Annotated in this window: 12 protein-coding genes; 7 read left to right on the top strand and 5 right to left on the bottom strand. The window is 57.5% G+C overall.

The window, feature by feature from the left end; all coding sequences use genetic code 11:
- The first annotated feature begins 508 nt into the window (after positions 1-508).
- The 3 genes from OPU69_RS19320 (at position 509) to OPU69_RS19310 (ending at position 7355) form a co-directional block, all read left to right on the top strand.
- On the top strand, positions 509-3589 hold the full coding sequence (locus OPU69_RS19320) for a TRCF domain-containing protein (RefSeq protein ID WP_498513162.1): 3081 nt from the start codon (positions 509-511) through the stop codon (positions 3587-3589).
- Between the two features lie 183 nt (positions 3590-3772).
- A complete protein-coding gene (locus OPU69_RS19315) occupies positions 3773-6091 on the top strand; it encodes a glycosyltransferase (RefSeq protein ID WP_498513160.1) in 2319 nt (772 codons plus the stop codon).
- Positions 6066-7355: a glycoside hydrolase family 130 protein gene (locus tag OPU69_RS19310; RefSeq protein ID WP_498513158.1), complete on the top strand. Its 1290-nt coding sequence runs from the start codon at positions 6066-6068 to the stop codon at positions 7353-7355. Before OPU69_RS19315 ends, OPU69_RS19310 begins: the two co-directional genes overlap by 26 nt.
- Before the next feature lie 135 nt (positions 7356-7490).
- Here the strand turns inward: OPU69_RS19310 and OPU69_RS19305 are convergent, their stop codons facing one another.
- The 5 genes from OPU69_RS19305 to OPU69_RS19285 form a co-directional block, all read right to left on the bottom strand.
- Positions 7491-7910, bottom strand: a complete 420-nt coding sequence (locus OPU69_RS19305) for a hypothetical protein (RefSeq protein WP_498513156.1) — start codon at positions 7908-7910, stop codon at positions 7491-7493.
- 224 nt (positions 7911-8134) lie between these two features.
- Positions 8135-8602, bottom strand: coding sequence for a DUF2846 domain-containing protein (locus tag OPU69_RS19300; protein ID WP_498513154.1), 468 nt, complete (start codon positions 8600-8602; stop codon positions 8135-8137).
- A gap of 41 nt (positions 8603-8643) precedes the next feature.
- Positions 8644-9042: a hypothetical protein gene (locus OPU69_RS19295; RefSeq protein WP_498513153.1), complete on the bottom strand. Its 399-nt coding sequence runs from the start codon at positions 9040-9042 to the stop codon at positions 8644-8646.
- Between the two features lie 508 nt (positions 9043-9550).
- Positions 9551-10222, bottom strand: a complete 672-nt coding sequence (locus OPU69_RS19290; RefSeq protein ID WP_498513151.1) for a DUF2490 domain-containing protein — start codon at positions 10220-10222, stop codon at positions 9551-9553.
- Between the two features lie 98 nt (positions 10223-10320).
- Positions 10321-10908 (bottom strand): metal-independent carbonic anhydrase family protein, encoded by a 588-nt coding sequence (locus OPU69_RS19285; protein ID WP_498513149.1) that lies wholly within the window; start codon positions 10906-10908, stop codon positions 10321-10323.
- A 144-nt stretch (positions 10909-11052) separates the two neighbouring features.
- Between OPU69_RS19285 and OPU69_RS19280 the strand changes: the two genes are divergently transcribed.
- Genes OPU69_RS19280 through OPU69_RS19265 form a run of 4 tightly spaced genes read left to right on the top strand, consistent with a single transcriptional unit; the run spans position 11053 to position 15543 of the window.
- Positions 11053-12090 carry a sensor histidine kinase gene (locus OPU69_RS19280; protein WP_498513147.1) on the top strand — a complete coding sequence of 346 codons (1038 nt, stop codon included), beginning with the start codon at positions 11053-11055 and terminating at the stop codon, positions 12088-12090.
- The gene (locus tag OPU69_RS19275) at positions 12087-12749 is read left to right on the top strand and encodes a response regulator (protein ID WP_498513145.1); all 663 of its coding nucleotides are present in this window, start codon (positions 12087-12089) and stop codon (positions 12747-12749) included. Before OPU69_RS19280 ends, OPU69_RS19275 begins: the two co-directional genes overlap by 4 nt.
- Positions 12746-15085 carry an ATP-binding protein gene (locus OPU69_RS19270; protein WP_498513143.1) on the top strand — a complete coding sequence of 780 codons (2340 nt, stop codon included), beginning with the start codon at positions 12746-12748 and terminating at the stop codon, positions 15083-15085. Before OPU69_RS19275 ends, OPU69_RS19270 begins: the two co-directional genes overlap by 4 nt.
- Positions 15082-15543, top strand: a complete 462-nt coding sequence (locus OPU69_RS19265) for a response regulator (protein WP_498513141.1) — start codon at positions 15082-15084, stop codon at positions 15541-15543. The genes OPU69_RS19270 and OPU69_RS19265 overlap by 4 nt, the downstream gene beginning before the upstream one ends.
- Positions 15544-15622: the final 79 nt, after the last annotated feature.

Below are 15622 nucleotides of genomic sequence, written 5' to 3'. Positions count from 1 at the left end.
CAACGCCCAGAATCCGCGATCAGCCCCCTCGCGCCGTCGTCAGACCGAAAATAACCGGTTCTTCGAGGTGTCCAATTGAAATTGTTTGTCGCAATCTCGCATGGTTGTTGCTCAATAGAAATGATGATTGGGGTTGGTCGCGATATGCTGCGACTTAGACTCAGCGTTATTTCCTAAACTTGTAAATCTCGCCACAATCCTACTAGGGGTAAGCTAAGCGCAGCCGAGGTTCGCTCACCGGCGCCTGTTGCAATCCATTTGCTCACTGGATTTTTTCTGCGCTTCTTGCGCAACCTTTTGCCCGCGATTTCATTGAGTGGGCGTCTCAGGCGGCAACCTTACCACGCCGCATCCCCTCGAATTCAAGGGCATGATTTTTATGCGACAGGCCGAGTCTTCTGCGTTGACCGCACCATACGGTCGTGCGGCCAAATCATCGGCTTCGTCACCTCCCACATCTTTACTGCGAACTGCTGTCCGAATCGCCGAGCATGCCAACGACAGACCAATGCTTTACGTTGCCACCGATGAGCTGCGAGCCCAGATGCTGGGAGAAATGCTGATAGCGCTCTTGCCCGACAGCTGCGTGATATATGTGCCTGCAAGCGATGCTTTGCCGGGGGAGGATGAACCGTCCTCTCCAGCGATCGCAGGCCAGCGCGTGGCAGCGCTACGACGGTTGCATGATTGGCAGGCCAAATCGGACGGTTCACGACTGGTCTGCGTAACCAGTGCAGCCGCAACCGGGCAGGCCTACGCCGCTCCCGAAGCCTATGCTGCCATGCCCCCAGTGTTACGCCCTGGCTCAACCATCGAAATGGCAAGTTTTGAAGAAGACTGCGTCACACGCGGTTACACGATCGACGATCGGATCGATGAACCAGGCGAAGTGGCCGTGCGCGGCAAAGTTATAGACATTTATCCCGTAGATGCGCCTCACCCAGTCAGGATCGAGGTCGAGAATGACCTGATTATCGCCATTCGCGCTTATGACCCCATTGACCAGCGCACGCTCAAGGAACTGGATGCAGTTGAGATCGGCCGCGCGCAAGAGCCTGCGGTTCACAATGGCGATACGCTGCTCGCACATTTCTCTCTCGTCGGCACCGTTATCGAGGAACAGGGCGTCAAGGCCCGGCGCGAAACCATGCTGGCGCTTGCTCGCGATGCAGCCAGCTTCGGGCGCAAAGCCGAGACGATCCTTGAAGCAGCTGATTGGGACAATGCCATCGATCAATGGATGAGGCTCGACTGGTCGACCGACGAGGCAACAGCAGTGACGCGTTTCGTCGAGAGCAAATCTCCCTTGTCCGCATTCTCCAGGACAGCCAAACCGATCCTGCAGGCAGGCGGTCGGGTCATGCTGGTAGGAACGGAACGTGACCTTCGGTTTCTTCGGCCCCGCATTGCAGCCAAGCTGAAGGCGTCTGTCGAAGCGGCATCGGGCTGGGTCGATATCGCGCGCCAACCGGAGGGAGCGCTGATCACGCTTGAAGCCCCCGCTGATGCCGGGTTTATCTCTGAAAACCTTCTGGTCGTGGCTGCAGCCGATCTACTAGGCAGTCGCGCGCTGAGTCCCAACACTTCGGTGATCCCCCGCCACCTCGCTCTGAACGGGCTTTCCCAATTGCACGTGGGCGATCTGGTGGTTCACGAAGATCATGGCATTGCTCGATTGTGTGGGATCGAACCCTTTCCTGGCAATGATGGGCCAGGCGGCGATGGAATCGTGCTGGGGTTTGCCAACGATACGCGCCGCCTCATCCCTGCACGGGAGGCAAATCGCATCTGGCGTTACGGCAGCGACGATGAAACGATCGCACTCGACAAGCTCGATGGATCTTCATGGGAGCGTCGTCGTGCGGAAATCGAAAGCACTTTGCAAGAAACTGCAAAAGCGCTCGTAAAGCTTGCCGCCTCCCGTGCCGAACAGGCTGCTCCGTTGATCGCTCCCGACCCCGCAGCCTACGAACGCTTCGCGAGCAACTTTGCCTTCACTGAAACCCCCGATCAGGCCCGCGCGATTGCCGAAGTGCGAAGCGATCTAGCCTCCGGCAAGCCGATGGACCGACTGGTCATCGGCGATGTAGGCTTCGGTAAAACAGAGATAGCTTTGCGTGCAGCGGCACTCGTTGCGCTGCAGGGTGGTCAGGTGGTCGTTGCCGCTCCGACCACCGTTCTTGTTCGGCAGCATTTCATGACGTTCGCACGCCGCATCAAAGGCACCAGCATCGCCGTTGCCAGCCTCTCGCGTTTGTCGAGCGCAGCTGAGAAAAAAGCAGTAAAAGCAGGTTTGGCCGATGGCTCGATCCAGATCGTGATCGGCACTGCAGCGGTGGCAGCGAAGGCTGTAAGCTATCACAACCTGCAACTGGTTGTGATCGACGAGGAACAGCGATTTGGGGCTGCTGACAAGGCGCGACTGCGTGCCATGCGCGATGGCCATATGCTCACGCTGTCGGCAACGCCGATCCCGCGCACGCTACAGTCAGCCCTGGTCGGCCTACAGCAGTTGTCCATCCTCGCAACACCACCTGCCCGCCGCCAACCAATCCGCACCACCGTCGAAAACTGGGTCGATGGACATGTCCGTTCAGCTCTGCGTCGCGAGCACGCCCGGCGGGGCCAGAGCTTCGTCGTCGTGCCACGTATAGAAGATATGCCGGTCATTGCAGCGCGGCTGGCAAAACTGTTTCCCGAAGCTCATATCGTGCAAGCGCATGGCAAGATGGCGCCGGATGAACTCGATGCGGCCATGACAGACTTCGCATCCGGGCGTGGCGACATTCTGTTGGCAACCAACATCATTGAGGCGGGGCTCGATGTTCCCCGCGCCAATACCATGGTCGTCTGGCGCGCTGACCGGTTTGGCCTGTCACAATTGCATCAGCTACGAGGCCGAGTGGGGCGGGGAGGCCGGCGGGGGCACATCCTGCTGCTCACCGATGGTGAATCGACCATCGCTGACGCCACGCTGAAGCGTCTGCGCACACTGCAGGCGTTCGATCGATTGGGGGCAGGCTTCTCCATCAGCGCGCGTGATCTCGACATGCGCGGCGCAGGCGATCTGCTTGGCGAGAGCCAAACCGGGCATATGAAACTGATCGGAGTCGACCTTTATCAATATCTACTAGAGCAAGCCTTACGCGCAGCACGTGGCGAGAAAATCGATGACTGGCAGCCCGAATTATGCGTCGGAGTTGAAGGTCACCTGCCCGAGGACTGGTTGCCCGATACCGATTTGCGTCTACAGCTCTATGGGCGGCTCGCGCGTTTGCAGTCCATAAACGAGCTCGATCGTTTCGAGGACGAGTTGGCCGACAGATTCGGCGCGATCCCCGATCCAGCACAGGAGCTTTTAGTTCTTGCTCGATTGCAGATCCTCGCCCGCGCACTCGACATAAGGCGGATCGATGCAGGCCCGGCCGCGATTGCACTGACGCTGCGTGAGGATGCCGACGCGACTCGATGGACCGACGCAGGTTTCGAACTTTCGGGCCAACGCATGGTGCAGAAGATCAGCATTGCCGATCTGCGCGAGCGGCTCTCCCATCTCGAGGACGTTATGGCCGATGCCATGGAGCGATGATGAATTGTTCTGCCAAGGCGAACCCTAGTAGCGGACTGATCTTGAGACCAACAGGTTGCTCCTCGGCCGAAGCGGTCGCAAACTTCCTCCTGCGATGGGGGTTCACCACGCCCGATGAACTCAACTGACGCAACGCTTTTTGTGCACCTGCGTAAGGCACCTGATCAAACAGGAGGCCGCTGCATGTTCTTTGCCCGTGAGTCCCAGGAATCCGAGCTTTCAAGCTCAAACATCCTCTCCTTCCCTCATGGCAATCCGCAACGCACAATTTCGATTATCAGCACGTATCTGCCGCGCAAATGCGGTTTGGCCACGTTCGCATCAGATGTTGTCGAGCACGTCGGCCGATACCACAGCAACATCCAGTTCGACATCTGGGCAATGTCGAACGCCGACGAAAACCGCTGCGATGGTGTTCGTCAGATTCTGGCTAATGATCCTGCCAGCTACCTGGAAGCAGCCCGTGCAATCAACGCTGCCGCGACTGATGCAGTCTGGCTGCAGCACGAATTCGGAATTTTTGGTGGCCCCGATGGCGAGATGATCCTGGACCTGATCGATCGGATCGCTGCCCCTCTCATCGTCACATTCCACACTGTCCTCGAGCATCCTTCCGATAACCAACGACGTATCATCGATCACCTCGTCGAGCGAAGCTCGCGGATCATGGTCATGAGCCCGTTCTCGCGGGAACGCCTGATCGCCCAGCACCATGCGCCCCATGAAATTACCGAGGTCATCGAACACGGTGCCCCTGATCGGCCATTTGGCCGGGAACAACAATTCAAAGCAGCGCGCGGGCTTGGCAATCGACCGGTGCTCACGACCTTCGGCCTGCTCGGCCCCGGAAAGGGCCTTGAAACCGTTATCCAAGCCCTTCCTGCCATTCTCAGCGTGAACCCGGACATCTGCTACCGGATCGTCGGAGCAACCCATCCCAACCTCGTAGCAAGCGAAGGTGAACGCTATCGAGAAGGCCTGATCGATCTTGCAGAAGAACTTGGGGTAGCTCATGCCATCGAATGGGAGAACAGCTTTCTGGACACAGATGAGCTGCTCGATCAGCTTGAAGCCTGCGATATCTATCTCACCCCTTATCCAAATCTCCAGCAATCGACCAGCGGCACCTTGAGTTACGCCGTCGCCCTCGGGAAAGCCGTAGTATCTACCCCTTACATTCATGCCAGGGAATTGCTTGCTGATGGAGTAGGCATTCTTGTCGAACCGCAGTCGATCACGGCAATCGCAAAGGCCGTATGTTCGCTATTGCGAAACCCACATGTTCTGGCCGAGCAGAAGCAGAGAGCATATGCGCGTGGCAGGCTGACAATCTGGCCCTGCTTTGCAGATGCCGTCGCGAGCATGATCGAGCGCACGGTTGCAAAGCCGGTTTCGAAGATCGCAAGGTCTTGCCCCAGCTTCGATGCTGTCCGGCGGATGAGCGATGCGACGGGCATGCTGCAGCACGCCGTCGGCACGATTGCCGACAGAAGGCACGGCTATTGCCTCGATGACAACGTCCGCGCCCTTATGCTTACAAACATAACATCGGCTATTTCCGAGACTGAACGGGCTGATCGCGCCTCGATTTTTGCATCCTTCATCCAGCACGCCTGGCACCCCGAGATCGGACGATTCAAAAATTTCATGGGATTTGATCGTCAATGGCTCGAGCATTGCGGCTCGGAAGACGCCAACGGTCGCGCTGTCTGGGCACTGGCCCATACGGCCAGAAATAACCCGAATCGAGATATCTGCGAGTGGGCTACCAGACTTTATGACCAGGTCCTAGATCACTGCGAAACACTGGACAGCCCCCGCACTTTGGCCTTTATCTCACTGGGTACGTCGCTGATGCTCAAGGTTCGCCCCGAGCACGGCCCTTCCCTCAAAGCGCTTGAACGAGCCGCTGCCATACTGGCGCACCTCCTCGAAAAATCCCGCCGACCTGATTGGCCCTGGTTCGAGGCCGTTCTCGCATACGATAACCCCCGTCTCCCTCAGGCACTGATCGTGGCTGGACAGGCGCTGAAGCGAAAGGACTGGCAGGTAACAGGCCTGGAGACGTTGCAATGGATCTGTGAACTCCAGACCGCTGCCGCCGGCCATTTCCGCCCTATCGGTTCCGAAGGCTTTGGGCAGCCCTTTGGACACAAACCATTCGATCAACAGCCCCTCGAAGCCCAGGCAGCACTGGAGGCCTGCGCAGATGCTTATGCGGCGACCGGCGACAACCGATGGGTGCAGCACGGAACGGCAGCATGGAACTGGTTCTTTGGAGCAAACGACCGGGGCGAAGTGCTGGCGGACCCCGACACGGGTTTGTGCCGTGACGGCTTGACACCACGAGGTGCTAATCTGAACTGTGGCGCCGAGAGCATCCTGGCGTTCCAACTGGGATACCATTCCCTGATGGCGCTAGTGTCAGATAACGATTTGAATCCGGAGAATACGGTTGCAAAGCTTGCCCCCGAAGATGCACGGACCCTTGCGTATCCATGATCTGAGGCTCAACGCTGATCCGTCACGCGTCGTATTGCAACCGTTCCATCTGAGTTGGCAGGCCAAGGATCCCGAAAATAGCCGTGCACTCCAGTTGGTCAACGATATCGCCGCGCTCCACGAGCATGCTGCTGAACAGGTATACGGCACCCTGCTTGCAGAGTTCAAGGAACGCCATCTGCAGATAGAAGCCTTGTTCACTGAGCGCTGGGTTGAAATCTCGACCTTGCTCCAGCTCGATCCTGCCGAATTCTCGAACACACGGCAAAAATTGGTCGGGGCATATTTCTCCCACGAATATTCCTATGCCGCAGCGGCACTGATGAACCCATCCATCGTCCCGCATCCCGACCAAACCGGGTGCGAGGAGGGTGCTACGCGGTTCGTCTTGTCGCTTCGGGCCGTAGGCGAAGGACACATCAGTTCACTAGCCTTCAGAGAGGGAGTTGTTCTGAAAGAAGACGAAATCAGGTTGCGGCCACAAAGCCCCCTCGCCAGCAGCGTTCTAATAGAGGGAAGTGCTGAAGATGATCACTGCGGGCCAGTCGTCATTCACCGTCGTCCAGATACCAGCCTCTCCAACACCGTCATTCTTCCGATCACCAAGCAGCAACGAAACGGCCTCGAGGATTTACGCCTTGTTCGGTTCGAGCATCAAGACGGGCAGGTCGAATGGATCGGCACTTACACAGCCTATTCGGGATCGGATATAAGGTCAGAATTGCTTCGAACTCCGGATTTCAAGCAGTTCTCGCTTGAACCGGTCACTGGCAAGGCGGGCCGAAACAAGGGGATGGCGCTGTTTCCGCGCCAAGTTGGCGGGCGATATGTCATGGTCGGCCGGCAAGATGGAAAAAACGTCTATCTTTTGCGCAGCGACAAACTGACGTTCTGGGATGATGAGGGTGTCCTGCTAATGGAGCCCCGTTATCCGTGGGAATTCATCCAGATTGGAAATTGTGGAAGCCCGATAGAAACCGAACACGGTTGGCTGCTGCTCACCCACGGCGTCGGCGCCATGCGCAAATACACACTTGGTTGCGCTCTGCTCGATCTCGAAGACCCTTCGAAACTCATTGCCCGCACCCCTGCACCATTGCTCAGTGCCGAAAATACGGATCGTTCGGGCTACGTGCCCAACGTGATTTATACGTGCGGTGCAATGATGCACGGTCAGGAGCTGATTATCCCCTACGGGATCTCCGACAGCTCAGTTGGCTTTGCAAGCATCGGCCTCAATGACCTCTTGAAAACCATGCAGTGACTGGCCTGCTGCTACGCAACATCGCTGCAGTGCCCGGAATTGCAGCATATTCCCTGGCCGAACCTGACACGGAAATGGCCAGGAGATTCGATAAAATGCGATCCTCCTGACCAACTACCTGACACAGCGGCTTTGTTACGGAAGGATAGAGATATCCTCGTCCAGATATGCGCCGATTACCGTTCCCGAATTGATCCGCGCGCTGGTGCCGGTGACGAAAAATCCAGCAAGCGGGACGAGTGCGATGGAGCCCACTACACCAGCTGTGCCGGTAACGCCCTTGTCATCGAAAGTGCCAGACAGACGGATCTGCCGCCCACCGACCGTAGCGTAAAGCACGCGAGCTGTGATATGACCGGACTTGCCCCACATGCCCTTGTTGCGGACCGAAGTAATCTCGCCTTGTGCAGGCGAACCCGCCGGAATGACGATCTTTCCGTTCAGCATCACCGGCTCGGCAATTTCCATCCGGAACCGCTGCCCAACTCGGGCAAGCTTGCGCTCAGTCGTCAGCTCCTCGAGCAACCGGACCGATACCGTCGACCCGGCGCGCAAAACATTGTCTCCAGCCGGCGCGATCGTTGCTACGGCTGGCGATTCAACTGCGAGATGGCCTGTTCAGTCGAAGCGGTGGGAACAGCTTCTGCCGAAGTCGATTCAACAGGTTGCGCAATCCCGGGTGCCGCTACCAGAGCTGCGGCCAATACCAATACTGTTTTCATAAGATGCCCCCATCTTGAGATGTCTGTTTTTTTACACGATGTAGTCCAGTAACCGCTTTAGCCCGGATCGGCGACGACGCGTGGTCCGATGTCGTCAGAGTCGACATATTTCAAGTCTGGTTTCTTGGCGTTAAATTCCTCGATCGTGGAAGGAGCAAGGTTAGGACGGCCTGCCATGATGCCCATACGGATCGTGCATTTGACGGCATAGCGCTCGCCAGCATCCACCTCCAGGTTCAGCACATCCTTGGCTTCGCTCTTGGCGTTGAATTCATGAGCGCCTGGCTCAATGTTCAGAATAAAGTATTTGCCAGCACCTAGCGCACTGATCCGCTCCTTGCCGATATTGACGCCACATCCCATGGCACCGCCCATCATTGTTCCCGAGCGCCAGAAAATGATCTGCCCCTTACCTTCAGGCGGCGCAGGCAACTCAGCAGGAGCCGGACGACCGGACTCGGCAACAGCAGGAGCGGCAATTGCAACCAGCGCTGCCACAGCAAAAAATACTCGATTTCGGTTCATTCGGATCTTCCATTGGCTTGAGAAAAGTGGCTTCCGGCAGACTAATCCGCCGGGACGAAAATTTTGGCAGTTTCGGCGACGATAATCCCACCTGCAGGCAAATCGACGCTCGTGCCTGTGACAAACATCCCGATGACCGGGGCTGCGATCGTGGCTGCAATGGCTGCGCCAGCATTATCAGATCCTGCCGAACTGAACTTGGTCTTGCGCAGCGTCAGGCGTCGTCCGTTCGCCTCAAGATACCTTGCTGCGACAATGAGCTCGCCTGCGCGTCCGCCAAAGCCTTTCGATGAGGCATGAACGACTTGAGCCATGCCCTTGGTCCCTGCAGGGATCGCCGGCAATGCTTGGATGTAGATGTCGTTGACGAGCTCAATCTCGAACAGATCGCCCCGTTTGGCAGTTCTGGAACTTACCGGCTGCTTCACACGCAGCGTCACTGAAGTCCCTATGGGAACCGCTGCAGGTCCAGATGATTCGGTCGTCGCGGCCTGCGATAATGGTTCGCTAGTCTCGATCTGTGCGTAAACTGAGTGACCAGCGCACAACGCGAAAAAAGCCGCTGCCGCGACTGCACTCCCCCATTGCCCCACAAAACCCCCAACACGGCCGGTCACCTATAGGTAACTCATGTTATAAATTACTGAAATTACTCAACGAACAGTCGGACCTGAGGGAGCTTTTGTCAATCCCTCTCTATGAAGATCGAGTGTGTTGCTGTAACAACATACCTGTCAGGTTCAATCCTGACTTTGCATTCATTGTCCCGCCAAATTTGGGCCGTTTATTGAGCGAGCGCGCTTCCATTGCGGGTCATGCCTGTTCCGACGCCAGAACAGCGACTGCGACACCCTCCGAATACTCCTGTGTCAACGGGGGCCTCTGGATCAATGTTCACGCCACTTGTCCGGCTGCTAGCCAATTCTGTCATCTAGGCCAGAGCAACCTTCAGAAAGTCATGAAAATATTGACATTAGCTGTGTGATCCGACCGATCCAGGCCGTCGCGAAAAACGTGCTGGTTGAGGTATCCGGGCACCACCTCCAAACCCTTGGCAATAGGGATAGAGATGCCAACGAAATTGCGCCAGATTGAAAGCCCGCCACGCTGCACGTCGGTTTCGTTGAGATCGATAAACGGTTCGGTATATGCAACCACGCGGTGGCCGTTATCACTGACTGGCACGCGCAGCTGCACGAACTGGCGAAGACGCCAAGCCATGTTGTCCCGCCCCTCGAAAGTGCGCTGTTCGAGCCGTGTGCGCGAATCAAGGGTCGTGCCACCGGACGTGGTTAGCACCCGCACGTTGAGTTCCTGATAAAAGCGATGTTCGTTCAACTCGACTGGCCCTACCGGGTCAGTCAGGACGAAGGCATAGCCAGCACCGATGTTGACGTCCTTGTTGATCCGGTAGGCGACCAGTGAGCGCAGCAGCAGCTGGCCTAGGCGCTCCGCATCGTTGGTGAAACGTTCCTGCGCCTCAAGCCGCACATAAATCTTCTCCGTGGCATTGATTGTGGCAAATTGGCCAAGCCAGACATTATCGTCTTCCTCAGCCGCAAAGGCAGGGCTAGCCAGTGCCAGCGTGGCGGCCGAGGCCGCAAGCAGCAACATTTTCATAATCGTTCGCTTCGCAATTAGAGGGGCGCAGGCCTCGCGATCCCGTGACGCGAGGCCTGCACTCCTGCCCTTAAAGAATGCTGGGGTCAAAAGGAGGATTATGACCCGTTGTATGGAACCGAGGACTGATGAACCACGATCTTGAGTTCATTATTATTGCCTCGAATGTATCCAAAGGTGTATTCGACTTTGGTTTCGACATCCCCTCCCTTAGCCGTGAAATAGTAATTACCCATTGCCACGGCCATGTTGCAGGCATTGTTGGTGATGCCGACATTCTGCCAACGCACTTTGGTCCACGGCTTGATCGCAAAACCCTTGTCTTCAGGATAGGTCGAGTTTCCGCCAACGAAGTAGGACAGTGCCGCATCAAATGAAGTGCGGAACTGATCGACAGAGGCAAGCGTGGGCTTGAACAGCACTAGGCTCAGGTCGTAAGCATAAAACTGATCGATATGCGCGGCAGCAGCGGCAGAGTAATCACCACCTTCGGAATAGACCTTGCCGATCTTCACGATTCCCTCGCCCCACGCCTTCTGCGCTGCGACAACTTCCCTTTCAGTAATGCAATTGACGTTCTGATCGACCGGCGCGGCCACGGCACGCGGACGCTCCTTTGCGTGACTAGGCGTAGAGATAGCCGTCAGCAGCGCGACAGTGGCAAAGGCAAGAAGTCCGGTTTTCATCCAAAGTCTCCAGGTTGATGAGGGAACTTGATGACCGTAGATTTGTCACTGACATAGCAGCATGGCATCCGCCGCATGGCGGGCCGACTGGCCTATGCCGTTTGGCATATGACAAGATGATATCCCGGCATTAGATTGGCGTGCATGCCAACTGCGCCTTCACAGAACCAGCCTCGTGACAGTGCCGCCGATCTGCGCGCTCTATATCGTGCTGCCGAAGCCCGCGCAGCCCGGCTACGCGTTATTGTCGAGGCGGGACAGGTGCTAGCATCGAGCGGCCCCGACGCAATCGACACGGCAGCACACTTCGTTGCTCAGGAAGCCGCTCACCTCGCGGGATTTGCGCGCGGGGCGATCGCAAGTGCAGCTGATGGTGTCCAAGAAGGTCACGACAGGCTCTGTTTGCCGCTGAAGGCTCCTGCGAGCGATGGCGTATCGATCGGCACACTTGTGCTGGAACACCGCATCGGCACGCTGGATGCTGAAGATCGCGAGGCACTGGGGATCATCGCGCAATTGATCAGTGGAGCCTTGGCCGCCAAGGCCCGCGAGGCTCGACTTGCTAACCTGCTTGCCGAATTGCTCGGTGCTCAAGAAGCCGAACGCAGCCGGGTGGCGCACGAGCTCCATGACGGCGTTGCCCAATCGGCTGCTGCTTTAGCTCGCCGACTCGACCTTGCGAAAGACGGAGATCCCGCCGATCTGGATCAAGCAGCTTGCCAGGCGCGCGCACTCGTGCGCGAGTTACGCCAGGTGATTAGCGGCATGCGGCCGCCAGCTCTCGACGATCTTGGGCTTGCTCCTGCGCTGCAACAGCTGATCGATGACGCAACAGGCAAGCTGAAGGTAACGATGTCAGTTCAGCTCAACACGCGTCCCGCGCCGGCCGTTGAAACAGCGTTGTTCAGAATTGTGCAGGAAGCGCTCAACAATGCTTGCGCTCATGCTGGAGCCGGCGCCAGCGCTACGATACGAATTAGGATGAATGCAAGCCGCCTGGTGGTCGAGATCAGCGACAACGGCAAGGGCTTCGATCCTGCCGCAATACCGGCAAAACAGGCCGGTCGAGGTCTCGGCCTTGCTTACATGCGACAACGGATCGATCGACTCGGGGGGTGGCTGAAAGTTACGAGTTCACCAGGAAAGGGCTGTTGCATTATTGCCGAGCTGCCAGCTGCATGAACGATGCCTGTCCTCCTCAGCGCGTGCTCATTGCTGACGATCACGATCTCGCCCGCGAAGAACTGCGTGCCCTTTTGGAGCGAGACAGCCATTACGTTGTCGTAGCCGAGGCAAGAACCGGTGAAGAGGCACTCGACCTCGCCGCAAAGAATGATCCTGACCTTGCTCTACTGGACATCCGTTACGCGGGCGGAGGCATAGACGGGCTCGAAGTGGCCCGCCGGCTCACCCAGGATGCCCCAGCAATCGGAATTTTGATGATCACAATGCATGACAGCGCCGATTATCTGCGTAGTGCTATTGCAGCTGGCGCGCGCGGGTTTCTTGCAAAGGATGCAGCGCGCGCGGAAGTCCTTGGCGCACTGGCGCAAGTAGTGGCAGGGGGTGTTGCATTCCCGCCTACTCTGATGCGACGCGCAGTCGCAGACAACAGCACAGGGCCCGTGCTCGCTGCGATTAAGCGACTAACTCCACGCGAGCGCGAGGTACTGGCGGAGCTTGCGGAAGGCCGCACCAATAAGGAAATTGCTATCGCACTCTGCATCACGCCGGGCACCGTCAAGACCCATGTCGAGCGGCTGATTGGCAAGCTCGGTGTGCGCGACCGGACGCAAGCGGCTATCCTAGCAGTCGAATATCGCATCGGACGGGTGGTATGATCGGCCGCACGATTTCGGCAAGCTGGGCCAACCAACCGCTCGCTACAAAAGGGCTAGTGGTGGTCGCCGTGCCACTGTTGATCTTCTTGGGCTCGGTTACTGCGCTCTACGCAATCAGTCGCCTCGAGGCCCGTGCCGAACAGGACGTCCGGCTTACCATTGCCATACAGAACGATGTCAACGAGGTGCATGCCCTACTGGCTGAGGCTTCGAGTGGCGTGCGCGGATATTTGCTCACTGGCGAGCCACGCTTTCTTGAACCATACAGGCGTGCCGAAAAACTAGTGCCGCAGGCCACGCAGCGTTTAAAGATGTCTGTGCGCGACACCCAGGCAGCGACTCATCTTGCCCGCATCGAGTCGCTTGCCAGCGGAAAACGCGATGGGCTTGCACTACTGCTGGCTGCGCGCGAGCGAACTGGCAAAAATTTTTCAGGTGATCCTGCTATTGCCAAGGGTCTTTCTGCCAACAAACAGATGCTTGATGCCCTGCGCGGCGAAATCGAGCGAATGCAGGATCGTGAGCGCGAACTTCTGGCGGCTCGCCAAGACAAGCTAAATCAAGTGCGCCTCAACGGGCTTGTGGTAACCGGTCTGCTGACTCTTGCAGGATTAGTGGGCAGCCTGTTCGCCGTATTCCTGTTCTCCAGCGGAATCGTGCGCCGGGTGCGACATCTCGAGAGCGACGCAGTAAAACTGGCTAAGGGTGAGGCGCTCGATGAGCGCGAGGCGGGACGGGATGAAATAGGAATGCTTGCCGTGCGGATGGCCGAAGCAAGCCGACTGCTACGAGCCCGAGAACAGGCGCTACGTGAAGGCGAGGAACGGTTTCGTCTCGTGATCGAAGGAGTTCGTGACTACGGAATTTTCGCACTAGACCCGCAAGGTCACGTGGTCAGCTGGAATGCCGGTGCCGAGCGGATCAAGGGTTGGGGGAGCGAGGAAATCCTCAGTCGCCATTTTTCGACGTTTTACCCCGGCGAAGATGCATTCGAACGCTCCATGCGCAACCTTGCCGATGCCGAACGCGAGGGCCGCACAGAAGACGAAGGGTGGCGCGTCCGAAAGGACGGGACGTTGTTCTGGGCAAATGTCGTAATCACCGCACTTCGTGACGAAGGAGGCAACCTTCGCGGTTTTTCCAAGGTTACGCGCGACATCACCGAACGGCGCCGAGCTCAAGAGGCTCTGGAGCTTGCTCGACAGGACGCCGAGCAAGCGAGTATGGCCAAGAGCCTGTTCCTCTCGCGCATGAGCCATGAATTGCGGACGCCGCTCAACGCCATACTCGGGTTCGCTCAGCTCCTAGAACTTGACCATGCCGGGCGCAGTAAGACCGACGAGGCCAGCATCGAACAGATCTTGCGGGCCGGACGGCATCTGCTCGCGCTGATCGACGAGGTGCTAGACATCGCTCGGATCGAAGCGGGCAAGATGGGGATGGATATTGTTCCGATATCTCTCGAAGCTGTCATTACAGAAGCGGTAGGGCTGTCGTTGCCCGAAGCAGAAAGCAGCGGCATCGCCATTCGGCAAGACCTCGCGTCTATCGCGCCAATTATGGCGGATCACCGGCGCGTGATGCAAATTTTGCTCAATCTTTTGAGTAATGCCACAAAATACAACCGGCGTGGCGGCGAGGTAGCGATCACAACACGTGTCCTCGCAACGCGTGTGCGGGTTGAAGTAAACGACACTGGCATCGGGATCGATGTCGATCAGGCGGGCGATTTGTTCCAACCATTTACACGGCTTGCCGCAGGAGCTGCACGAACTGAAGGGACCGGCTTGGGCTTGTCGTTGTCCCGAGCGCTGGTCGAAGCCATGGACGGATCTATAGGCTATACACCGCGAACCGACGGGCAGAACGGCGCTTGCTTTTGGTTTGAGTTACCGGTTGCATCCCTTGCAAGCCTTCCCGAACCAGCGAACACCGAAACCCTGCTGCCTGGTCCTGCCGAGCTCCGCCCCCTCACAATACTGTTGATCGAGGACAATCTCGCTAATGCGCAGCTAATTGAAGCGGTTGCTGCCCGCCACTGGCCGAGCGCCCATCTTGTCAACGCCATGCAGGCAAGCTTGGGGTTGGACCTGGCGTTGCGACATCGTCCTGATTTGGTGCTTCTCGACCTGCATCTCCCCGATAAGGGTGGCGACTGGGTTCTCGATCAGCTCACTGCTGCCTATCCTGACCGGCCAGTTATCCTTTTGACTGCAGATGCGCTCGCATCCCATGCGGATTGGCGCTTGCGCGGTGCGGCTACGGTGCTCACGAAGCCAATCGACATTCTTTCGTTTGTAAAAGTGGTCGAGCAATTGCTGATGGGACACGCATGATGATCGGGCCCCGCATCCCGAGCGACGCACGTATCCTCGCCATCGATGACGAGCCCGCAAATCTGGCGTTGATCGAGGCAGTGCTGCTGCGCGAGGGCTATGGCGCTATCGAAACACTGCCCGACCCTCGCCGTGCCGCTGAGCGACATATTGCATTTTGCCCTGATCTCATTCTGCTTGACCTAATGATGCCAAGCATCGACGGATATGCGCTGCTCGATAGTCTCCGGCGGTTAACGGACGAGAACGATCTGGTGCCGATCATGGTCTTGACTGCAGACACCTCGATAGAGGCGAAACGCCGTGCCCTTTCGCTCGGTGCACGTGATATTGTAACCAAACCGTTCGATGTGTTCGAGTTTGCGTTAAGGGTCGCCAACCTCATCGACCTTCGCATGATGTTCGCGCGGGCAAGGGCAATATCACGGCCTGGTCGAGCCAATCCAAATCGACATTAGATTAGGCCGTGTTGACAAAAGACTTCAGCCATAGGCGGGTGGCGGCGAGGTTGAGGAAGCTCTCGAACGATAATACGGT

Source organism: Blastomonas sp. 34TW (genome assembly GCF_059803595.1).
Note: the sequence above shows the minus strand (reverse complement) of the source record. Positions and strands in the feature narration are given on the sequence as shown.